The organism is Bacillus sp. 11C (assembly GCF_055486375.1).
The window spans coordinates 157264-177007 of the sequence record NZ_JBUPVZ010000007.1 but is presented as its reverse complement, the minus strand read 5'-3'; the positions used below and the strand labels follow the sequence as shown (position 1 = coordinate 177007).

The 19744-nt window shown below is 43.1% G+C and carries 29 protein-coding genes, 1 tRNA gene and 1 riboswitch; of the genes, 20 read left to right on the top strand and 10 right to left on the bottom strand.

Annotated features, from left to right (window positions below):
- The first annotated feature begins 82 nt into the window (after positions 1-82).
- The gene (locus ACY3LV_RS12345; protein ID WP_087993927.1) at positions 83-337 is read left to right on the top strand and encodes a hypothetical protein; all 255 of its coding nucleotides are present in this window, start codon (positions 83-85) and stop codon (positions 335-337) included.
- A gap of 74 nt (positions 338-411) precedes the next feature.
- On the opposite strand, the gene ACY3LV_RS12340 is transcribed toward ACY3LV_RS12345, so the two are convergent.
- The 3 genes from ACY3LV_RS12340 to ACY3LV_RS12330 are packed head-to-tail and all read right to left on the bottom strand — an operon-like array spanning position 412 to position 2112.
- Positions 412-834, bottom strand: coding sequence for a GNAT family N-acetyltransferase (locus ACY3LV_RS12340; RefSeq protein WP_202328437.1), 423 nt, complete (start codon positions 832-834; stop codon positions 412-414).
- A gap of 3 nt (positions 835-837) precedes the next feature.
- Positions 838-1353 (bottom strand): YjcG family protein, encoded by a 516-nt coding sequence (locus ACY3LV_RS12335; protein WP_464863892.1) that lies wholly within the window; start codon positions 1351-1353, stop codon positions 838-840.
- Between the two features lie 36 nt (positions 1354-1389).
- On the bottom strand, positions 1390-2112 hold the full coding sequence (locus tag ACY3LV_RS12330) for an esterase family protein (protein ID WP_148964318.1): 723 nt from the start codon (positions 2110-2112) through the stop codon (positions 1390-1392).
- Positions 2113-2278: 166 nt separating this feature from the next.
- Positions 2279-2399: riboswitch (SAM riboswitch) on the top strand.
- Positions 2400-2467: 68 nt separating this feature from the next.
- Here ACY3LV_RS12330 and metI point away from each other — a divergent pair.
- Both metI and metC read left to right on the top strand, forming a co-directional pair.
- Entirely contained in the window at positions 2468-3589 is a 1122-nt protein-coding gene (metI, locus tag ACY3LV_RS12325) for a cystathionine gamma-synthase/O-acetylhomoserine thiolyase (protein WP_148964319.1), read from the top strand.
- On the top strand, positions 3582-4754 hold the full coding sequence (gene metC / locus ACY3LV_RS12320) for a cystathionine beta-lyase (protein WP_464863891.1): 1173 nt from the start codon (positions 3582-3584) through the stop codon (positions 4752-4754). Before metI ends, metC begins: the two co-directional genes overlap by 8 nt.
- Positions 4755-4783: 29 nt before the next feature.
- Here the strand turns inward: metC and ACY3LV_RS12315 are convergent, their stop codons facing one another.
- Both ACY3LV_RS12315 and ACY3LV_RS12310 read right to left on the bottom strand, forming a co-directional pair.
- On the bottom strand, positions 4784-5329 hold the full coding sequence (locus tag ACY3LV_RS12315; protein ID WP_333560648.1) for a GNAT family protein: 546 nt from the start codon (positions 5327-5329) through the stop codon (positions 4784-4786).
- A 69-nt stretch (positions 5330-5398) separates the two neighbouring features.
- Positions 5399-6589 (bottom strand): DUF819 family protein, encoded by a 1191-nt coding sequence (locus ACY3LV_RS12310; protein WP_464863890.1) that lies wholly within the window; start codon positions 6587-6589, stop codon positions 5399-5401.
- Between the two features lie 173 nt (positions 6590-6762).
- Between ACY3LV_RS12310 and ACY3LV_RS12305 the strand changes: the two genes are divergently transcribed.
- From ACY3LV_RS12305 to ACY3LV_RS12285, 5 genes are all read left to right on the top strand, one after another.
- Positions 6763-6835 (top strand) — tRNA-Val (locus ACY3LV_RS12305).
- A gap of 161 nt (positions 6836-6996) precedes the next feature.
- A complete protein-coding gene (locus ACY3LV_RS12300) occupies positions 6997-8046 on the top strand; it encodes a tyrosine-type recombinase/integrase (RefSeq protein WP_464863888.1) in 1050 nt (349 codons plus the stop codon).
- A gap of 159 nt (positions 8047-8205) precedes the next feature.
- Positions 8206-8940, top strand: a complete 735-nt coding sequence (locus tag ACY3LV_RS12295; RefSeq protein WP_464863887.1) for a helix-turn-helix domain-containing protein — start codon at positions 8206-8208, stop codon at positions 8938-8940.
- A gap of 201 nt (positions 8941-9141) precedes the next feature.
- Positions 9142-10122 carry a tyrosine-type recombinase/integrase gene (locus ACY3LV_RS12290; protein ID WP_079288603.1) on the top strand — a complete coding sequence of 327 codons (981 nt, stop codon included), beginning with the start codon at positions 9142-9144 and terminating at the stop codon, positions 10120-10122.
- A gap of 46 nt (positions 10123-10168) precedes the next feature.
- Positions 10169-10705 carry a tyrosine-type recombinase/integrase gene (locus ACY3LV_RS12285; protein WP_464863885.1) on the top strand — a complete coding sequence of 179 codons (537 nt, stop codon included), beginning with the start codon at positions 10169-10171 and terminating at the stop codon, positions 10703-10705.
- A 583-nt stretch (positions 10706-11288) separates the two neighbouring features.
- On the opposite strand, the gene ACY3LV_RS12280 is transcribed toward ACY3LV_RS12285, so the two are convergent.
- From ACY3LV_RS12280 to ACY3LV_RS12260, 5 genes are all read right to left on the bottom strand, one after another.
- Positions 11289-11510, bottom strand: coding sequence for a helix-turn-helix domain-containing protein (locus tag ACY3LV_RS12280; protein WP_129110670.1), 222 nt, complete (start codon positions 11508-11510; stop codon positions 11289-11291).
- A 139-nt stretch (positions 11511-11649) separates the two neighbouring features.
- A complete protein-coding gene (locus tag ACY3LV_RS12275; RefSeq protein ID WP_079288600.1) occupies positions 11650-11868 on the bottom strand; it encodes a helix-turn-helix domain-containing protein in 219 nt (72 codons plus the stop codon).
- Between the two features lie 71 nt (positions 11869-11939).
- On the bottom strand, positions 11940-12698 hold the full coding sequence (locus ACY3LV_RS12270) for a hypothetical protein (protein ID WP_079288599.1): 759 nt from the start codon (positions 12696-12698) through the stop codon (positions 11940-11942).
- A 13-nt stretch (positions 12699-12711) separates the two neighbouring features.
- Complete coding sequence (locus ACY3LV_RS12265) at positions 12712-12897, bottom strand: hypothetical protein (protein WP_079288598.1); 186 nt, start codon at positions 12895-12897, stop codon at positions 12712-12714.
- A gap of 1 nt (position 12898) precedes the next feature.
- Positions 12899-13141, bottom strand: coding sequence for a helix-turn-helix domain-containing protein (locus ACY3LV_RS12260; RefSeq protein WP_079288597.1), 243 nt, complete (start codon positions 13139-13141; stop codon positions 12899-12901).
- A gap of 284 nt (positions 13142-13425) precedes the next feature.
- Here ACY3LV_RS12260 and ACY3LV_RS12255 point away from each other — a divergent pair, with 284 nt between their 5' ends.
- The 12 genes from ACY3LV_RS12255 (at position 13426) to ACY3LV_RS12200 (ending at position 19718) form a co-directional block, all read left to right on the top strand.
- A complete protein-coding gene (locus ACY3LV_RS12255; RefSeq protein WP_079288596.1) occupies positions 13426-13626 on the top strand; it encodes a hypothetical protein in 201 nt (66 codons plus the stop codon).
- Positions 13623-13967: a hypothetical protein gene (locus tag ACY3LV_RS12250; protein WP_464863884.1), complete on the top strand. Its 345-nt coding sequence runs from the start codon at positions 13623-13625 to the stop codon at positions 13965-13967. Before ACY3LV_RS12255 ends, ACY3LV_RS12250 begins: the two co-directional genes overlap by 4 nt.
- Positions 13968-14027: 60 nt before the next feature.
- Positions 14028-14507, top strand: coding sequence for a hypothetical protein (locus ACY3LV_RS12245; RefSeq protein ID WP_464863883.1), 480 nt, complete (start codon positions 14028-14030; stop codon positions 14505-14507).
- A gap of 37 nt (positions 14508-14544) precedes the next feature.
- Positions 14545-14871, top strand: a complete 327-nt coding sequence (locus tag ACY3LV_RS12240) for a hypothetical protein (RefSeq protein WP_464863881.1) — start codon at positions 14545-14547, stop codon at positions 14869-14871.
- Positions 14864-15049 (top strand): hypothetical protein, encoded by a 186-nt coding sequence (locus tag ACY3LV_RS12235; RefSeq protein WP_464863879.1) that lies wholly within the window; start codon positions 14864-14866, stop codon positions 15047-15049. The genes ACY3LV_RS12240 and ACY3LV_RS12235 overlap by 8 nt, the downstream gene beginning before the upstream one ends.
- A gap of 1407 nt (positions 15050-16456) precedes the next feature.
- Entirely contained in the window at positions 16457-16690 is a 234-nt protein-coding gene (locus ACY3LV_RS12230; RefSeq protein WP_464863878.1) for a helix-turn-helix domain-containing protein, read from the top strand.
- On the top strand, positions 16671-17603 hold the full coding sequence (locus ACY3LV_RS12225; protein WP_464863877.1) for a hypothetical protein: 933 nt from the start codon (positions 16671-16673) through the stop codon (positions 17601-17603). Before ACY3LV_RS12230 ends, ACY3LV_RS12225 begins: the two co-directional genes overlap by 20 nt.
- A 75-nt stretch (positions 17604-17678) precedes the next feature.
- Positions 17679-17897 (top strand): hypothetical protein, encoded by a 219-nt coding sequence (locus ACY3LV_RS12220; protein WP_464863876.1) that lies wholly within the window; start codon positions 17679-17681, stop codon positions 17895-17897.
- Positions 17898-18027: 130 nt separating this feature from the next.
- Positions 18028-18228, top strand: coding sequence for a hypothetical protein (locus ACY3LV_RS12215; protein WP_464863875.1), 201 nt, complete (start codon positions 18028-18030; stop codon positions 18226-18228).
- The gene (locus tag ACY3LV_RS12210; RefSeq protein WP_464863874.1) at positions 18207-18575 is read left to right on the top strand and encodes a hypothetical protein; all 369 of its coding nucleotides are present in this window, start codon (positions 18207-18209) and stop codon (positions 18573-18575) included. Before ACY3LV_RS12215 ends, ACY3LV_RS12210 begins: the two co-directional genes overlap by 22 nt.
- Complete coding sequence (locus ACY3LV_RS12205; protein ID WP_464863873.1) at positions 18572-19054, top strand: hypothetical protein; 483 nt, start codon at positions 18572-18574, stop codon at positions 19052-19054. Before ACY3LV_RS12210 ends, ACY3LV_RS12205 begins: the two co-directional genes overlap by 4 nt.
- A 10-nt stretch (positions 19055-19064) precedes the next feature.
- Positions 19065-19718, top strand: a complete 654-nt coding sequence (locus ACY3LV_RS12200; RefSeq protein ID WP_464863872.1) for a hypothetical protein — start codon at positions 19065-19067, stop codon at positions 19716-19718.
- Positions 19719-19744 lie beyond the last annotated feature (26 nt).

Below are 19744 nucleotides of genomic sequence, written 5' to 3'. Positions count from 1 at the left end.
AGACAAAGACTATCATATCAAAAGAAACGTGTTTCAAAAAGTAAGTTTAAGGGAAAAGAGATAGCAGAAGGGTGGGTATCGTATGATATATGCAGGTCAAATTCAAAACCAGCAATACGCTCAATATGCAAATAGAACGATGGGATATAAGCAGGATTACGCCGGAACCGAAAAAATCAGCTATGTCCCGTTTCAGCGGGTATACAAGGAACTGGAAAAGCAGCAGGAGAATCAAACGGCCGCTGAAAGAAAAGTAAACGAGGTGAAACGTAAGCGCTCTCTTTATAAGAGGTTGCGAGAAAAAGGGATGGGCACATATATTAATCGATATGTATAAAAAACCGTTCACATCCAGAGAACGGTTTTTTTTATGCAAAAAAAGATCCGGATCTAAATAGACCCGGATGCTGTTTAGTCTTTCATCATTTGTAAGTGCGGAATGCCTGCATCGAGAAATTCTTTTTCAGAAAGCACGCGATACCCGTGTTTCTTGTAAAACGGCACAGCCTGCGTTTGCGCGTTTAAAATGAAGCCCGAAGCGCCGCCGTTTGCCGCCGCTTTTTCGAGAGCTTTCATAATGATGCCGCCGACACCGGAGGAGCGGTGGCTTTTCAATACGCAAATTCGCTCTAATTTGCCGTAGCCGTCCTTCATACGCCATCTTCCGGCGCCGACAGGCTTTTCGCCGTCATACACGACGATATGCTCCGATTCATTTTCAAGCTCGTCAATTTCTTCTTCAGCAGGTACGTTTTGTTCTTTGATAAAAACTTCTTCTCTTACATAAAATGCGTCTTTCATTTGTTCTTCATTTTTTGCGATAACTGCTTCCAAACACTATTCTCCTTTGCCTAGCAAAAAGGTTTCATATACTGTCCATGATCCGTTTTCAAGCTGATAAAGCAAATGGAAACGATCAATGATTTCTTCATGCGACACTTCCTGCATTTTTAATTGTCCCAGCACATCCGAATGCTCATCGTCGGAAAGATTTTGGCCGACCGTCACATGCGGGACAAAAGCGTATTCCTGGTCACCGGCCAGCACACCGGTGTATAGCTTTTCATTGAGTGTTTTTAATTCTTCCGTCGGCTCTGCTTTGATGTAAATGACATTATTGACAGGCGCAAATGAGCTGTATTTTGTCAATTTGAGAACGACCGGATGGGACTCCTTTGCGATGTTTCTCAGATGTGATACAAGCTGATCCGCTTTCTCCTCCGTCAATTCAAGCGATGATCTCAGCGTCAAATGGGGCGGGATCAGGGAATAGCTTGGATCATAGCGCTTTCTGTAAGAGTTCGCAAGGTCTTGAAGTTTTTTTGATGGAAATAAAACGATTCCGTATTTCATATTATGTCCCTCCTGGAAATAAAGTATGATAAAGTATTAAAGCATTTTTTTCAGCGCCGGCGTGATAAGCGGCTGCCAGTATGTCCATTTGTGGTCTCCGTCAAATGGCTCATAATCATAATCGGAAAGCTTCTTCTCCAACAGCTGTTTCAGCGCCCGGTTCGGTTCTGTAAAGTCCAGAATGTTCCCATCTGTCGTGTGGACGTCAGTTTCTTTTGTGCCGATTTGGTGATAAATAGAGAGGTGTTCGATATTGTCCGATTGCTTCACGGCTTCCAATACATGTTTGTCAACATAGGGAGACTGCATGATGATGTTTCCGAACATATTCGGATAATCAAGCGCTGTCATAAGAGATATGGTCGCTCCCAGCGAGTCCCCGATCAGCGTTCGTCCGTAGCCGACCTGATAGGTAGGATACTCGTCATCCGCAAATGGTACGAGCTCATGGGCGATGAACCGTTTATACGCCGAAAATTTAGAGCCTTCCGGATGGTAGGTTTTTCTGCGCTCATGAACATCTTTATAAGGAACACCGATAATAATGCTCCGGTCAATTTCCCGTTTGGACAGCAATTCCTCGACCTGTCTGCCAATTCTCCCCAGCCTGAAATAATCGTGGCCGTCCTGCGCGATAATGACATGGTATTTATAAAGAGGGGAGTAGTTGGACGGCAGATAAACGAGCAAGGTCATTTCCTCGTTAAGCTCTTTCGAAAAGAATTTCTTTTCTTGCACTGTGCCGTTTTTCGGTGCCATAATGCATTCCTCCAGGACATCACTAGACTTTCTTGCGTTTTCCATTATTGTACCATGAATTATTAGAAATTTCTCTCTTTAAACCGTTCGAAACCCGAAGAAAAAAGTGTTGAAATTAACTGCGAATTGCGTTAATATAAAACAATCAGAAAATTGAAATCGATATTTCTTATCGTGAGAGGTGGAGGGACTGGCCCTTAGAAACCTCAGCAACCGGCTTGTTTTGCGTATGTGCAAAGCGCCAAGGTGCTAAATCCAGCAAGCGTTTTATGCTTGGAAGATAAGAAGAAGCGTTAAACCCCTTCTTCTTATGAAGAAGGGGTTTTTTATTTTGAAAAGGGAAGGTGTCTGCTATATGTCACAGCATGTTGAAACGAAATTAGCCCAAATCGGGAACCGAAGCGACGAAGCAACGGGAACGGTGAGTCCTCCTATTTATTTATCAACAGCATACCGCCACAGAGGGATCGGAGAATCAACCGGATTTGATTATGTCCGCACAAAAAACCCGACACGCCAGCTTGTGGAGGACGCGATCGCCAGCTTAGAAAACGGAGCGAGAGGGCTTGCCTTCAGTTCGGGAATGGCAGCCATCCAAACGATTATGGCGCTGTTTAAAAGCGGAGATGAACTGATCGTTTCATCGGACCTATATGGCGGCACGTACCGATTGTTTGAAAATGAATGGAAAAAATACGGCTTGACCTTTCATTATGATGATTTCAGCGACGAAGACTGTTTACGCTCTAAGATTACGCCGAATACAAAAGCGGTGTTTGTGGAAACACCGACAAATCCGCTCATGCAGGAGGCGGACATTGAAAAAATCGCCCGGATGACAAAAGAGCACGGTCTTCTGCTGATCGTAGATAATACATTTTATACACCGGTCTTGCAGCGACCGCTTGAACTGGGGGCTGACATTGTGATTCACAGCGCAACCAAGTATTTAGGCGGGCATAACGACCTGCTTGCGGGGCTTGTCGTTGTGAAAGATGAAAAGCTTGGAGAGGAAATGTTTCAACACCAAAATGCCATTGGCGCGGTCCTGCCTCCGTTTGATTCATGGCTTCTGATGAGAGGAATGAAGACGCTCAGCCTCAGAATGCGCCAGCACCAGACAAACGCGCAGGAGTTAGCGGTGTTTTTAGAAAAGCAGGAAGAAATTGCGGATGTGCTGTATCCGGGAAAAGGCGGCATGCTGTCCTTCCGTCTTCAAAAAGAAGAGTGGGTGAACCCGTTTTTAAAAGCGCTGAAGACCATTTGTTTTGCGGAAAGCCTCGGCGGGGTGGAGAGTTTTATTACATACCCTGCCACACAGACGCACATGGATATTCCTGAAGAGATCCGCATCGCAAACGGGGTCTGCAATCGTCTGCTGCGCTTTTCGGTCGGAATTGAACATGTGGAAGATTTAAAAGAAGACGTAAAACAAGCGTTATGTCTCGTTAAAGAGGGAGCTGTTTCATTTGAGTAATCACAATTGGACGCTGGAAACCCAGCTCGTGCACAATCCATTTAAAACAGACGGCGCAACCGGGGCGGTCAGTGTGCCGATTCAGCACGCATCGACATTTCATCAAACTTCATTTGAAGAGTTTGGCGCATATGACTACAGCCGCTCAGGCACGCCGACAAGAACAGCTCTCGAAGAAACCATTGCCGCACTTGAAGGCGGAACGAGAGGATTTGCTTTCAGTTCAGGCATGGCTGCGATCTCAACAGCATTTTTACTTCTCTCACAGGGCGACCACGTTCTTGTGACAGAAGATGTATACGGCGGAACCTTCCGCATGGTAACAGAGGTGCTGACCCGGTTTGGCATTGAGCATACGTTTGTCGACATGACTGATATTAACGAAGTGGCGCGGAATATCAAGCCGAACACAAAGGTCATTTATATGGAGACACCGTCAAATCCGACACTTGGCATTACTGATATTAAAGCGGTTGTTCAGCTTGCGAAAGAAAACGGCTGTTTGACCTTTCTGGACAATACATTCATGACACCGGCACTGCAGCGTCCGCTTGATCTCGGCGTGGATATTGTGCTTCACAGCGCCACAAAGTTCTTGAGTGGGCACAGTGATGTGCTCTCAGGTCTGGCTGCTGTCAAGGATGAAGAGCTTGGGAAACAGCTGTATAAGCTGCAAAACGCGTTCGGCGCCGTCCTTGGCGTGCAAGATTGCTGGCTCGTGCTGCGCGGATTAAAAACATTGCAGGTCCGTTTGGAGAAAGCAAGCGAAACAGCGCAGCGGCTTGCGGAGTTTTTCCAGAAGCATCCAGCGGTGAAGCGCGTCTATTATCCGGGGCTGGCTGATCACCCGGGCGCCGAAACCCATAAAAGCCAGTCAACGGGAGCGGGGGCTGTGCTATCTTTTGAGCTTGAAAGCAAAGAGGCCGTTAAGAAATTAGTAGAGAATGTATCACTTCCGGTCTTTGCTGTGAGCCTTGGCGCCGTGGAATCGATTTTGTCCTATCCGGCAACGATGTCTCACGCGGCAATGCCTAAGGAAGAGCGGGAAAAACGCGGCATCACAGACGGCCTGCTCCGTCTTAGTGTCGGTGTTGAAAACGCAGACGATTTAGAACGTGATTTCGAACAAGCGCTGAAAGAAATCGCGGCAGTGGCGGTTCGTTAAAAAAGAAGCCGGGGATGGCCCGGCTTCTTTTATTGTTCATCATCAGGATTCAGAATCGCGAGGACTTGATGATCCTCCCAAACGCCGTTGATTTTCACATTTTTTTGGGCGATGCCCTCTTTATGAAATCCCGCTTTTTCCAATACACGCATCGATCCGAGATTACGGGGCATCACACCGGCTTCAATACGGTGCAGTTTCAATTCGTGAAACGCAAAATCAACAATCAATCTGACCGCCTCTGTCATAAGGCCCTTTCCATTATGGGCTTTGTCTAAAAAATACCCGATGAACGCCGTTTGCAGCGCTCCGCGAATGATTTGAAAGAGAGAAACCGTCCCAATTAAGGTATTGTCTGACGCAGTAAAAATGCCAAAATGATACTCTTCATCTTTCTCCAGTCTTTGCTGATACTCGCTTATTCGTTGTCTTTGCCCCTCAATCGTATAGTAATCGTCCGCGCGAATCATGGAGAACTGTTCAAAAAAGTCCCGATTTTCGCTTTGCAGCCGCAGATTTTCTTCCGCATCCTTTACTTCTAAAGGTCTTACATAGATGTTTTTTCCTTTTAACATACAGTGATCTCTCCGTTCTCATGTCAGCATACCTCTTACATTATTCTGAAGAAACTGCAAATATCCTTTTTATAAAAAAGAAGAAAACCAATTTCCCATAAAGGTGCCGACATAGTTCCCAATTAAGTAGCCGAGTGTACCGACAAGCATGATCGGGGCGACAAGCTCCCGCCACCCCTTGGCAATTGCCATCGCAGCCGCTGTCGTCGGTCCTCCGACAGCAGCGTTGACAGCCAGCAGAATTTCTTCAAGCCGCACGCGGAACAATTTTCCGACGGCTAAGGAAACCGCTACATTGCTGAGCGCAATAACTAAGACAAATAAGAGAATAAGAGGCGCATTGGTAACGATTAAGCGCAGATCTGCAGGAATGCCGATCACCACAAAAAACAAATATATCAAAAAGGTTCCAAGCTCTTGAGATCCATTAAGCCTTTCAAAAAAACGCGGGAATAGAAAAATGATAAGAACAGTTAAAGACGTGAGCATCAGATACTGATCGCCAAGTGTTCCGGTCAACAGGGGATGAGAAAAAAGGCTTTTAAAATAGCTGGAAACCTTCACACTAACTGCAACAAGCGCAAAAGCAGCACCGGCATTAAAAGCGATATCCTTTAAGGAAATGTTCTTCCGTTTCCAATAGCTTTCTGCACTGTTTCCGCTGTTTCCATTGGCTTTTACTTTTTCTTCAAACGGCATAGCATAATGCCGCTGAAACCATTTAACCGCAGGAATGCTGATTAAGATAAAAAACAAAAGCGCCATCATAACATTATCAGCCACAACGGCAGCTGACACATATTCCCCCGGCGTCTCAAATTTCGCCGCCATCGCCGCAAAGTTGACCCCGCCGCCGACATAAGAAGCGCTGATCATCCCGCCGATTTTATCGAGATAAGGAATATGCTGTTTGAAAAGAAAAAAAGAGAGAACGCTCCCAAGCACAGTGCCAGCAGAGCTAATCAGAAAAATAAACAGCAAACGCCTGCTTTCCTTAAAAATCTGCCGCACATTGATCTGAAACAGCAAAAGGGGAATCGCCAGCGGCACCACATAAGACCACACAGTATCATATACAGGCGACTCAACAGGAAGCACTCCTATATTTGTAAACACCATAGCACCTACAAGCGCAATGATAGCGCCAGACACAGCGGACGCCCACTTAAAACGCTGCTCCAGCCCGATGCTCACTGCCGCCCACACTGCAATAAACCCCCACAATACCCAAACATCATCAGAAGAAATCAAAGAATGCAAAACCCCATCACCTCTATTGTTAGAAAATTAAAACATATTATAATAGCCGATGAACAGAACAGCAAGTCCGAAAAAAAGTTTTTCTGAAAAAGCAGTTGACGAATAGAGGAGAAGGTTATATAATAAAACATGTCAGAAAGACAACAACATACCCAGTAACACATACATATCATGATTCCGTAGCTCAGCTGGGAGAGCGCTACCTTGACAGGGTAGAGGTCGCTGGTTCGAGCCCAGTCGGAATCATACACGGCGGTTAGAGGCGTTATATCAACGTTTCTAGCCGTTTTTTATTGCGTTGACTTAGTCGATGACTTAGGCGGTGACAGGCGCAGGGTAGCGGTGGACCGTTACCGTGTTTGAACGTTTCTTATTCTATTAAACCGGAATAGGAGGCGTTCTTTTTTATGGATAATATTCGTAAGGGTAAACCGATTAAACGAACACGCAGGCGTAAACTTCGTGATCTCGGTGACTTAGACGGATTATTTCAGACGTTCATCACGATAAAGACAGCCGAAGGGAAAGCGAAAGGAACGTTACAACAGTATCGCGATAATTATAAATCTTTTACTACGTTTCTTGACGAATTCGATATACCTCGTTCTCCTACGGTTATTGACCGAGATACAATACGACACTACATAAACTATATGCGCAATGATTGGGTGCAATTTAAGGCGAACGTTTATATATCGGATGAGGAAAAGAAGCGAGGTCTATCAGATAGCACGATAAATACGCGCTTAAAAACACTGCGAGTGATGTATAACACCTTAGAGAGCGAAGGACTTATTGACAATAATATAATGCGCGGAGTTAAGAATGTACAAGAAATAGGGGAGCCTATTATTATTTTACAGCCCGATGAATTGGAACGTCTTTTAAAAGCACCTGATAAGAAAAACTTTGCCGACTTTCGAGATTATGTACTAATGAACGTATTATTAGATGGAATGATGCGGATCGGTGAAATAACACATGTTGAAAAGCGAGATTTTGATTTTAAATCACATACTTTAACGATTCGATCGTCTATTGCGAAAAACCGAAAGATGAGGTATATACCTTTGTTACCTACTACCTGTCGACTAATTCAGGAGTTAATTGCCGAAAATGAATTGGATTTTAAAAGCGATTATGTGTTTCTAACTAACTATGGAGCGCGTCTTGATAGAAATCACTTCAGAAAGAGATTAGTTGATTTTGCAGCAAGAGCTAATGTGAAAAAGAAGGTTCATCCCCATTTATTTAGGCATACAGCCGCTACAATGTTTTTGGAGAATGGAGGAGATAGCCGAATGCTTCAAAAGCTACTCGGTCATTTAGATTTACGGATGATTCAGAGATATACGCACGTGGCTGATAAGTCTGTAGCAAAGGCGCATGCCAAACATACAGTGATGAATTACATTATCAAAGCTCAATCTATGCCCCGAAAAATAAAAAGATCTTAAAAATAAAAAAAAGAACGCCATCCAGCGGAAATAATTCCGATAGATAGTGCGTCCTGACCTACGTCTATTATATCGGAAAAAAGCGTACAAGTCAACGCTTATTTAAGTGCGCCTTCTTTTCCGAAACGGTTGCCGTCTCTTAACGAGGAGAGAAACCGAATGTACACGAAAGAAGCCTCTAAAATGGCGTCGTTCCGTTCAGTGGACGAGCTTAACGGCGCCATCCGTACGCATATATACCGCAATAAATCCGATTTAACGCCTGCCGCAATCGAGGTTCTAAAGGTGCTGTCTCGTCATGCCGTCAAAACGCCGGGCGTGGCGTATCTGAAGCTCGCAACGATCGCAGAACTGATCGGCAAGCACCGCGTAACCGTTATTCGTTCCATTAAACGACTAATCAATCTCGGCATTATCCGCAAAGAAATAAAATATCGGCCAGTAACCGGAGGCAACGGCGCCAATATGTACGTGATCCTGCCGGCTGTTAAGACCGATGTTACTCCGTCCGTGTTACCCCGCCAAGACGCCGAAAAGCCAACGGAAACAAAGGCGGAAGTATCGAAACGGAAAGACGAAGCTGTTATTTCTCAAAGCGCAAATAAGTTCTTTCAGAATACGTATGCTGCGTTCAAATTGGAGGTCAGTACGTTTGTCAGTGATCGTAAATTAACGAGTAAGCTTTACGGCATATACCTTGCGCATACGTCGTATTTAAAAGGCGTTTATGCTGCCGATACACTTCAAGAGATCGGATTAGAGGCCGTACGGCACACATTTATCGCGACTAAACGGAAAACTATACGCAATTTGGCCGGCTATTATAATGGCGTACTGGATCGTATGCTCGACCGGTTGTATGCTGCGCGATTTGATTCGTTAACGCCTCGGTAGCGTCTTCGGGCGTTAGTTCGTCGTTTTGTTAGCGAATAGTTTCGTTCGTGTTTCGTTAAAATTAGTATTAATTTACTGGTTTATGTTCGTGTTTTAGGTATAAATAGCAATTTTTATTTGGTTATATCAATGCAATTTTCGTGATTATGTTGAAAGTGACTTATTAACTCTATATCCTTTCATCAGAAAGGAGTATTTAAAATGACAAAAAAGAAGGACATTTTCATTGTCGAAGAGGATTTAACTGAGTTATCTAATTTAATACATAAATTGAGTTCAACTAATTCTAATAGGGATCGAACGACGATCGAAAAAGCCCTAGTTACTGTACTAAGGCAAATGGAGGTTGCAGGGAATAGGAAGCGAACCATAAGCGACTATCGTCTTTACGTAAGTGACTTCATCGAATCAGAGGGCCTTACATATTTAGATGAAATAACTACCGAATCAATTTATTTATGGCTTGAAAAAATGGATGTCAGCTCACAAACAAGACTAATACGTCTAAAGTGTCTAAAGGCTTTTTTGACGCGCTGTTTTGATAATGGATGGTTTGAAACGAAGTTTTGGAAGAGTATTAATATAAAGGTTGATAAACAAGTGAAAGAAGGAGCGACGGAGCAGGATATTAAAATACTACTATCTGTATTAGACTTAAGAGATTTCGTCCAATTGCGCGATGCTACGGCAGTTCTTCTTATGTATAAAACGGGAATTCGCGTAAGTACCCTGGCAAATCTCGAAGAAAAACACATTGATCTCTCGGATAAATTACTAAGATTGAACGGAGACATTCTAAAGAATCGCGAATCTATATTGCTACCATTCGATGATGTTCTTACACGTATGTTAGACGTTTTGATGAATCAAAACAAAGCCATCCGAAGTCAATACCATATAGATAATAACTACGTTTTTATTACGAAACAAGGTGGACCAATCGCAACGGGGCCATCAAACAATAACATACAGAAGCGTTTAAATAAGTACGCTCGTGAGTATGAATTGAAAAATGTTAATCCGCATGCATTGCGAAGAGGTTTCGCCAAATCATTACTTGATAAAGGCGCTAGATTAACAGATATATCTAAAGCGCTCGGTCATAGCGATCTTTCCGTAACAACACAGTATTTGTATTTAGATAAAAATGAAGTAGCTGAAAACCTTCGGGAATATTTATAAGTCGATTTTTAGTATATCTCAAACTTTAAATAACGAGGTGTATATAATGGCAAACGCTGTAGACGCAATTAAAACGAAACGAGACATAAATAAAATGAAAAACGCCCTGCATGGACGCGACCAGATGATGTTTATACTTGGCGTTTCTTTAGGCCTGCGCATCTCTGACTTGCTAACGTTGAAAATCGGCGATCTGCGCGGTCAGACGCATTTAAAGTTACGAGAGGGGAAGACGGGCAAGATGCGGCCGATAAAGCTATCGAAAACGGTCCAGCTTGCGACCGCTAAACTGACTGGTCCTGACGATACGTATATCTTCCGATCACGTAAAGGCGTAAACAAGCCGATCAGTCGCGTCCAGGCGTATAATATTCTAAAGGCTGCTGCAGATCGTGCCGGCCTGAATATTGCGATTGGAACGCATACGCTGCGTAAAACATTCGGCTATCAGTTACATGCAAAAGGAATCGATATCACGCGGATTATGAAGATATTCGGTCATAGTTCGGAGGCGCAGACGTTAAGGTATATCGGCATAACTGCGGAGGAGATCGAGGCTGCGTATGAGGCTATCGAGGTATAGGGTCTGCACCAACGAGCCGCGTCTACCGCGGATGGCCGCCCGAAACTCAGGGGGTTGCGTACTGTTACGCCTGTAATACGGGCATGGGGGCACTAGGTTATAGCGTTATTACATAAGAGAGTAGTGAGTTAAACCGCGTCATATCAACGACTCCACCAATATGTGAGCGTATCATTATCGGGACACATTGCGTCCAACTGATAGATGCATGTAACACCGACGTATTACTAATATGCATTATCTTATACATGGTATGCGGCATATGGCGGTCGGTGGGGTGTTGGTGTGGCGCGGCTTCAACGTTGTATAAAATACATACGATTTGTTACGCAGGGTAATCGCCTGCTAACGCTGTTATATCAACATTTATAATTGTCGTTGAATTTAACTCAAGTTCATTCTGTTAAATTCGTTATTCATAAATGTGAATTTAATATACTATCATATAAATAGACAATAAATAAAAAACCGCCGACCCCCCAAGTGCCCCACAAAGGCCGCCTCATCTGCTGTTCGGAGCTTGCGCGCAAAATTTTGAACTCGGGTGGTTGAACGGAATTCAAGACGAAAAAAAGACGCCGGTTTATTCAGCGTCCTCTTCCGTTTCTTTTACTTCGAATAATTCTTCGTATTTGGCTCCGGTTGCTTTCATGATCGATGCGACATGCCAGTCGTAGTGTCTTTCGGAATTATCAAACCGAGAAATCGACGATTGAGATACGCCGGATCTGCGCGATAATTCGGATTGCGACCAGTTTAGCTGCGAAAGAACCGCGCCAAGACGAGGCTTTACCGTAAGTTTCATTTCGATCACCTCGCGTTAATTATAACGGAAAAACTATGCGGAATGTCAGCCTTCGCCGTCTCACGAGCATCCCTCCAAACGCTTCGAAAAGCCTGGGCACCAGGCACGTTTTAAACGAGCATTTCAAAAAAGACGCCGATTATTCAGCGTCACCAACTTCCTCTATTTCGAATAGCTCCTCGACTTCTACTCCGAGCGCTTTCGCAATCGAAAACACGTGCCAATCCTCGTGTCGGCTGTTCTTATCGAATCGCGAAATCGAACCTTGCGGTACGCCCGATGCTTCCGAAAGCCTTACTTGCGTCCAGCCTTTTTCTTTCATAACGGCGTTTAGACGCGGCGTAGCGTTTAATTTCATTTCGATCACCTCTGCGACTATTATACGATATCGAATAACTAGCTATTATAATAATGTGTTGTTCTTAATATTTATGACTTTGTAGCTTTTCTCAAAAATATTATTATGAATACAACACAAACAAAAAAAGATGAAAAAGTAAACCATAAATTTATATTCAAACTAATAGCGAAAAAAGTTATTAGGATTATTACCAGGTTTATAATATAAATCTTTAAAGAGATTTTTTTTCTTTCAAGGTTAGATGTTAATGCAGTCAAGAGTCCAAAAATAAAACACATACAAAAGAAAAATATACCACTTAAAATGTTCGTGGAACAAATTATAGCTAAGAAGAAAAATATTAACGTTAGCATTGTTAAAAAAACGGGTGTGAGTATTTTTTTGATTTTTAAAATAAAACTGAATAAATGTTGATCAAACGTATCTTTAAAAATATCCTCCTCTGTTTCTTTTAATTTTGTCAGGTGCTTTGAAATGATTTCTTTGATTTTTATGGTTTTTTTGTTATCCCTGCTATCTTCTGATAATAAAGTTATTAATTCTTTCGAAATACTCTTATCTAACATAGATAAGTTTTCATAAACATTGGCATAAAAATCTGTTTGTTCTATTTTTTTTGCTTGAAGTAATTCATATTCTTTTAGAATACTCACACAAGCATTTTGAGAGTCTTTCGTCTGTTGTTCCATTTCTGTAATATCTTTATCCTGAGAGCTTTTCAATTCTTTATATAACCAAAGTGAGATGATAAGTACTAATGTAACAGCAAGTGTCGTACTAGTATCTTCATTAAAATAGTTAGATAACTGCTCTATGATACTATTCATTTACTGGTCTCCTCTATTTTATAATGCCTTCAATTGCTTCTCTAATTGTTGACCATTTTTCAAGTCCGCGAGCTACATGCGTACCTTTGCCTGCTATTGTCGCGTATGCTTCGTATGTATTATTGCCTTCAAAAACTCTAACCGATAGATCCCTCTCCTTAAAGAGAAGCCATTCTTGTTTTTCTCCTTCAAATAACATTTTATGATCTATCCTCAATATCCAAGTTGTAAAGAATAATGTCGTCGATGGTGTATGTCTTAGTTGGTGAGAGATTATTTAATACATGCAAGATTTTCTCGATTGTTTCGAGTTCTATCCGTTTGGTTTTCCCTTCGCAAAGATCCCCGATGGTTGCCGGCCTTACTTTTGCCTCAACAGCTAGTTTGTTTTTGGTAATTCCTAACTCATCCAGTATATAGTTCAACTTAAATTCAAAAGGCATTTTCTCTAATCCTCCGTAATTTTATTTTAACCATATTATACAAGTAAAACGGCAGCAGTAAAATATTTTTTAAAAAAACGCAAGAAAACCTCTTGACGTTTTACTTCTGGAGTAATATCATTAACTCAACGAGTAATACTACAGTAGTTAAACCGAATGAAGACATCGACAATCAGATCAGAAGCGAAAATTTCGAATTCTACTAACCCTAGGTTAAATTTCGCACGATTTGCTTCTTATTGCAGTGTTGCTTCTTGATGAGAAATTAAAGGAGGTAATTGGAAATGAACGTTTACTATAGAAAAACTGTTGTTGGTTGGTGGAATATTTATCCGGCAGGTGCGGCCGAGCAGTTCATAAATCTTTCGCCAGAAGAATTCTTTACGCTCTTGCCTCAAGTATCCCGAAAAGCATTTGCTGGTTGCGCTGAAATCAAGCCCGAGGTAGCGCAAGAATTATTCGGTGAGGAGGTGCGGTCGGCATGACGGAAAAATTTAGTCCGAGGAAGGTGGAACTTCACTGGCACGGAGTCGCTTTTGATACGGGGCTGCCGATACACGAGGTATCTGACGCCTGGTTAATGAGTCACGATATCATCGGAAAATACATGGGAGACGATGAACTCGCATTTTACGAAGTTGACAGCTTGGAGAGGAAGGGCGACAGTTTTCATTTATACGAGGCTAATCATCCACGCTTTTTCATGATAGGAACGTCGAAAGTAGGCACGGATCTTTCCAAAATCGATTTTCCTGAACTCGCAAATATGACATTTATGGATTTCATTCGGATTGTTTTCTCACTAGAAAGGGAGGGTTCACGATGAATAAATACAGTGTTTCTAAATCAGCAGTAAAAAACGCGGTAGCTCGTCTCGGTCTTACAAATGCGCAAGCAACCGAACGCATTAATTAAATATGCGCAAGGCTCTTCATTCGTTTGGTCGCTCGAATCAACAAGCGGCAGCCAAGCCGTTTACGATAACTACAAAGAAAAAGTCCGCCTTGTTATTGCCGAAAATGACACCGTACTAGACGTTTTCCCCATTGATTACGCGCTACAGTCACCGCACAACTTATCGGAAGGGGTTTGCCAATCGCTTAAGGAGTCGACTAAAAAGACTCTGATCGCGAAAAGAGACGAGACCCACCGCAAATGGTGCGAAGCTGAACTTGCTTTTCACGAAAATAGTTACGAAATCGCTAAAGTGCGCTTCGAATTAATCGGCGCAAGTGTTGAAGAAGCCACGGCGTTAAACAGCCGTTTAGCGGACCTCTGCTCAGATAACAAGGAACTGCACCAGGACAGATCAGCACTCAGAAAAGAACGGACTGAGTTAGAGCGTGCTCTTGTACCTTATATCTAAGATTGCGGACGGAACTAAAATTCGAGGGGGAAACGAAATGAAAAAAGTACGTTTGGTTCGACACGGTTCGACAGACTTTCCTTATACGGAGACACACGACGCCTATCTCATCGCAGCAGATACGGTAGCATTATGCGACTTTGATACGCTGGGCGGCGGCAGGTTTGCGTTTTACGACACTGGCGGCCTAACGCGGAAGGATGACGGTTATCACTTATACGACGATGCCCACCCGGCATCATTCGCGTTCGAGTTTGCCAAGACGACGGCGGCCCTAAAGAAGCTCGACGGTCGGGAATTAGCGAATATGAGTGTCGCGCAGTTCGTGCGCCTATTCTTCACTGGAGGCGGATGCGATGTATAAAGCAGGCACAACCGTACATTATTGGGGCGTTAAGGCAGACGGGCTGACGTGGCTATCAGCCGAAGCCATGACCGGCAGAATACTAAGCCGCAACACTGACGATAACACATACGTAATAGAAGGGCGATCCGGGACTGCGCATGCGGTTCCGGAAAGATTAATCGAAGTAAGACGCTGAGAAGTAAACCATAGCGGCTCGCCTTCGCCACTTGAAACCGTGGCTTTGGCGTCCGCAGTTATTTTATTTAAGTACCTTTATCGCGATTATAAATATCTGCAACGACTGAATTTGAAGGAGTTGCTATGTTTTAAATATCGGATAGTCTAGTACATGGATTGCGTTATATCTAAAGATGAGCACGACTGATTAAGATATGCCAGCAAGTAAGAAAACGGCTGTATCCCTTACGGCTCTAAGTGCGGACCTCATTATGTGAATCACCCGAAATGCAGGGTATTTAGTTAATTTCTCACCCAAAATGCAGGGTATTTTTAGAGTTGTTTCTGATATGCCGACTATACGCAATCATACCTGCTTATGTAATAGAAGGATTGAACATTTCGTCGATAACTCGGTGACTTTTACCCCGATATGCTGTCTTACGTAATAGAAGGACATAAATAACGATATTCCAATGGCAGAAACCCGATAATTTACGCCGTTAGTTATCTATGTATTATGAGGGCATAAATTAATTTCGCAGAAACCCTATAATTTTCTGCATTATGCTGTCTTACGTTATGGGAACGAAAAAAACAGAAACTTAACGATAAATACCCATATTTTAGCGCCTTAGCTGTCTATACGTAATAGGAGGCAAAATTGTTAGGTACATACCCTACATTTTAACCCGTTTTGTTGTCTATACGTAATGAGAACTACGTTAACTTAACGGCAATATCAACATTTACCCCGATATGCTGTCTTACGTAATAGAGGGATTGAACATTGCGTCATCTTTTTTTCGATGGTACTATTCTCAATTACGGAAAACTAATTGATAATGAACACGACTTTATTCGTACAAATCGGCAAAAAACACGACTTTATTCGTACACCCGAAAAGTGGGTTCGTGCTTAGAGCTGCAAGGGATACAGCGATTTTAGGCCGCCAATCACTTCTTAGTCTTGTAAATCACAAGCCTCTGGAACTTCGGCTTCGCCTTCGTCCAGTGTTAATCGCGATCAAGGACTTATTAATTAATATCTGCGCGTATGTAGGGAACGAAGTGACCGGAGTTAGCGCTATGTTTAAATACATACGGAAAGAACAGCGTTAGTATACCGAAGTTAATTACGCTAACCTAACGTTAGTATAGTGACTTTTACGGCGTTAGCTGTCTATACGTAATAGAGGGACGTAAAGCTACGTAAAACTTAACGGAAAATATACACGTTTTTGTTCGTTGGCTGTCTTTACGTACCAGGAGAGCAAAATTTGTAACGAGTAGCACGGTATCAACATTTAGCGCCTTAGCTGTCTATACTTTAAAAGAGGATTAGTTTGTACCACTGGATCGAGTGGTGCTTTTTTATTTGATAAAAATGTAGTGAAACTATAACAAATTTGAAAGGAAGACGAAAATGACTCCAAAAACAATGCGGATGATTCGTCTTGCGTACGGGATGACGCAGAACGAATTTGCTGACCGTTTAGACTGCTCGCAACAACTTATTGCAATGATTGAAAGAGGAGAAAGAAGGCTGTCTAAAAGGATGAGAGGACGGCTTGAACACGTTTTTGATTTAGATGCGGATAAAATCGAAACTATTCAAAGACTAAAGGGGATGTTTGAGGATGGGGAATCGAATTGCTGAACAACGCCAGTGGATGAACTTATCGAATGGGGCCAAAAGAGATATCTTTGCGGTAAAGGAAAATGCGTTGATCGAGGACGGGAGAATCTACAATAAAAACGGGACTGACGTTTCTCATCTTGTAGAGGTGGTCACTAAAACAACTGAAGAACAAGTCAGAGCGCTTCAAGTAAAAGATGACCTAACAGCGCATGTGTCCGAGAATGGCGGTTTTGTAACAGCTTTCTTTAACGCTAGAGTTACCATGGAGTCTCAATTTCAATCACTTAATCAATCTGACTTAGCACGTTTGATGTTTATTGGGACATACACAGGATGGGGAGACGGTCAGTTAAAATATGATAACGGGAAACCGATTGATAGATCCGGTCTTAAAAATCTCGTAGGCTTGAGCCCGAATAAATTTAAAGACTTCTATGAAAACCTAAAAAAAGAGGCCGTTCTTCGCGAGGAAGGCGACGGCATTTTTATGAATTCGGCGGTATTCTACCGCGGGAAACACTCCGATATTAAGCGGGTAACGAGAGATATGCAATATACACGATTGTTTCGGGATACTGTCCGTGACTTATACGAGATGTATAACGGGAGGACAATAAAGCAGCTCGCAATTATTTACGCTGTTTTGCCGTTTGTTAATTTCAACTTTAATATTATCGCGTACAATCCGAATGAGTCGAACGAAGATCTAGTCGAACCTATTCCACTCGACAAATTAGCGGCATTACTCGGTTACAAAGACACTAGCAGGTTTAAGGCAGCACTTAATAAGATCGAGTACGAAGGAAAGCCGGTTTTTGGTTTCTTTGAAATCAGCGGCGATCGTAGAAAGAAAAAGACAATTCTGAATCCGCGAGTTGTGTATGCGGGCAAAGGGAATACATTAGCGGCAATCAAGGCGCTTTTTAACTAAATAAACTAGAAGAGGTCATCCGATGATGCTCGTTACCGGGCGGAGGGTGGCTTTTTTATATGGAGGTTTTTACAGATGGAACGCAATGAGCTATGGAAATCACGGAAAGGGTGGATCGCCGGCTATACGGAAGACAAGGATCTCATTCGGAGGGTGAAACGCTATAAGAAAGATTGGACGATTGCTGCGGATTACATTAAAAACGGCTGTCTAGTAGGCGTCCATTTTAAAATACCTATTGAACAGAGGCGCGCGGCAGAAAGAATGTTCAATACGAGACTATCAAATTTTTAACAAAACAAGAGGCTACAAGCCTTTATTTAGTCGGCACAACTATTCCTATTAGAAAGAAAATCATCCGGCTATTTTCATGTCATTTTCAACGATTATCTGTTCATTACACCTATTTTGAGGAGGTATTAGCTTGTATGGAGTTGTTGTTTATGTAAAACCTGACGAAGTGCTCACGGTTGACGCGGAAACAGGTGAAATATTGCGAAAGATTAGCGGCTGTCACCGAGACTTACTCGTGTCACAGGCGCTTTTTTACTGCCGGAAGGCCGGCGAAGTACCCACAATCGCTTATCAAAGGGAGGAAGACGCATGTACTGCGTATCTAAAATGACCGAATTTTGGGGTAGTTACGGAGAGTCAGGGAGCTCGTATATTCGCGAAACAAAAGGCGGCAGTTTTACGGGCTTACTACCGGGCGACGTTGCGCTTATCGAGCTTGATACAGAAAGAGGCATCTATATGGTGACAGGCCGTGACGGCGGCATTATCGCGCTGTCTACTGTCCGGTACAACCCTAAAGCGACTGAGCTCGAAGTCCGACGTGAGCTTTTCAATGCGGCCACCGATGTCGCCTATCATTACGGCGCTAAAAATGCGTTTGTTGTGCAGGGGGTTGATCGAATACCAGTAAACGTGTACGAGGTCGGACTTCTCACTGCCGAGGGGGATGAAAGATGAAACATACGCTTTATATAACGAAGGTGAGCGATGAAAAGCGGGTCGTTTATGCCTATCTCGTTACTAATTACCAAGGCATAAAGACGTCCGGCCTGTTTGTTACCGCAGGCAAGCACAAATACGATGGCAGCCGCACCGATCACATTGCTCTTCAGCGTAGTCTAAGGGCTGCGTCAGAGTTGGCGGGGGTGGTCGACTTGAAAATCGTTTTCGATCAACCACTTATCGACTTAGCGTTTGAAATGGTCGAAGTTGCGGTTCCGAAATATCCTTCACTCTACCAGACTTCTGCGCGGCTTATGGGGCGGTTCCAGTCTCATGAATTCGCTTCTACTATCTTTACAGATATGGAGGCAGGTCCGGAAGAAGTAAGCGCGATTGATGAAGCGATGGAAATGCTGGACGGATGTCGTTCGTTAAAGGGCCGGATATTACTGCTAAAAAACTACCTTATTCATGCTAAAAATATTATTTCATAGGGGGGTTAGGATGAAATTCGAATACTCGGAAGAATTAAAAGGGAAATTATCGCACCTGGAAGAGCTAGAAAATCAAAAAAAGAGAACTAATGAGAAGTTGCAGGAGCATGATGAAAAGTTAGCGGAAGAGCTTAAAAAAGCTGAGGAAGCTTTGGAAGTGGCCGTAATGGAGTTAGCGCTTGATCCATCTCCTGCAAAGAGAACGAAAGAGCGTAAGGCGAGAGAGATGGTAGAGTCGCTACGGCTAGAAGTTTCGGGTGGGAGCGAAAGGAAAAGATCCGTTAAACAGGTGCATGATCGAAAAATACAGGTTGCGAAAGAGGACATACTTCGGACTTTATCGGCTGAGGTAACTGAACACAAGGAAAAATACGAGCAGTCGGCACTCGATCGAGTCCGTAAAGCCAAGATGGAATACCTAAAGGCCGCGGCAGGTTATCACGATTTAATTGATTTACAATGCCGGCAAACCTATTTTGATATGGCCAGACAGATAGGTGAGACACAACTCGCCACTCAAAATGGGCTTTTCGAAAAATATAGGCCGAGAATTTACGTTAACGAACCGATTTTCACATACAGACCTAGCGGTACGAACCCTTACGGGATTATCGAACCTGAAATACATCGCGCATGGACCAGAGGGGAACTCCCTGCTGAATAAGGCGTTAAAATCGGCAAGAAAACAAT

Coding starts and splice junctions, on each gene's coding strand:
- ACY3LV_RS12205 (WP_464863873.1), top strand. CDS start 18,572: ATGAAACATACGCTTTATATAACGAAGGTGAGCGATGAAAAGCGGGTC.
- metI (WP_148964319.1), top strand. CDS start 2,468: ATGTCACAGCATGTTGAAACGAAATTAGCCCAAATCGGGAACCGAAGC.
- ACY3LV_RS12260 (WP_079288597.1), bottom strand. CDS start 13,141: ATGCCTTTTGAATTTAAGTTGAACTATATACTGGATGAGTTAGGAATT.
- ACY3LV_RS12345 (WP_087993927.1), top strand. CDS start 83: ATGATATATGCAGGTCAAATTCAAAACCAGCAATACGCTCAATATGCA.
- ACY3LV_RS12300 (WP_464863888.1), top strand. CDS start 6,997: ATGGATAATATTCGTAAGGGTAAACCGATTAAACGAACACGCAGGCGT.
- ACY3LV_RS12245 (WP_464863883.1), top strand. CDS start 14,028: ATGCGCAAGCAACCGAACGCATTAATTAAATATGCGCAAGGCTCTTCA.
- ACY3LV_RS12280 (WP_129110670.1), bottom strand. CDS start 11,510: ATGAAACTTACGGTAAAGCCTCGTCTTGGCGCGGTTCTTTCGCAGCTA.
- ACY3LV_RS12235 (WP_464863879.1), top strand. CDS start 14,864: ATGTATAAAGCAGGCACAACCGTACATTATTGGGGCGTTAAGGCAGAC.
- ACY3LV_RS12210 (WP_464863874.1), top strand. CDS start 18,207: ATGTACTGCGTATCTAAAATGACCGAATTTTGGGGTAGTTACGGAGAG.
- ACY3LV_RS12315 (WP_333560648.1), bottom strand. CDS start 5,329: ATGTTAAAAGGAAAAAACATCTATGTAAGACCTTTAGAAGTAAAGGAT.
- ACY3LV_RS12200 (WP_464863872.1), top strand. CDS start 19,065: ATGAAATTCGAATACTCGGAAGAATTAAAAGGGAAATTATCGCACCTG.
- ACY3LV_RS12220 (WP_464863876.1), top strand. CDS start 17,679: ATGGAACGCAATGAGCTATGGAAATCACGGAAAGGGTGGATCGCCGGC.
- ACY3LV_RS12330 (WP_148964318.1), bottom strand. CDS start 2,112: ATGGCACCGAAAAACGGCACAGTGCAAGAAAAGAAATTCTTTTCGAAA.
- ACY3LV_RS12250 (WP_464863884.1), top strand. CDS start 13,623: ATGACGGAAAAATTTAGTCCGAGGAAGGTGGAACTTCACTGGCACGGA.
- ACY3LV_RS12285 (WP_464863885.1), top strand. CDS start 10,169: ATGGCAAACGCTGTAGACGCAATTAAAACGAAACGAGACATAAATAAA.
- ACY3LV_RS12290 (WP_079288603.1), top strand. CDS start 9,142: ATGACAAAAAAGAAGGACATTTTCATTGTCGAAGAGGATTTAACTGAG.
- ACY3LV_RS12225 (WP_464863877.1), top strand. CDS start 16,671: ATGGGGAATCGAATTGCTGAACAACGCCAGTGGATGAACTTATCGAAT.
- ACY3LV_RS12265 (WP_079288598.1), bottom strand. CDS start 12,897: ATGTTATTTGAAGGAGAAAAACAAGAATGGCTTCTCTTTAAGGAGAGG.
- ACY3LV_RS12240 (WP_464863881.1), top strand. CDS start 14,545: ATGAAAAAAGTACGTTTGGTTCGACACGGTTCGACAGACTTTCCTTAT.
- ACY3LV_RS12295 (WP_464863887.1), top strand. CDS start 8,206: ATGTACACGAAAGAAGCCTCTAAAATGGCGTCGTTCCGTTCAGTGGAC.
- ACY3LV_RS12255 (WP_079288596.1), top strand. CDS start 13,426: ATGAACGTTTACTATAGAAAAACTGTTGTTGGTTGGTGGAATATTTAT.
- ACY3LV_RS12275 (WP_079288600.1), bottom strand. CDS start 11,868: ATGAAATTAAACGCTACGCCGCGTCTAAACGCCGTTATGAAAGAAAAA.
- ACY3LV_RS12230 (WP_464863878.1), top strand. CDS start 16,457: ATGACTCCAAAAACAATGCGGATGATTCGTCTTGCGTACGGGATGACG.
- ACY3LV_RS12270 (WP_079288599.1), bottom strand. CDS start 12,698: ATGAATAGTATCATAGAGCAGTTATCTAACTATTTTAATGAAGATACT.
- ACY3LV_RS12335 (WP_464863892.1), bottom strand. CDS start 1,353: ATGAAATACGGAATCGTTTTATTTCCATCAAAAAAACTTCAAGACCTT.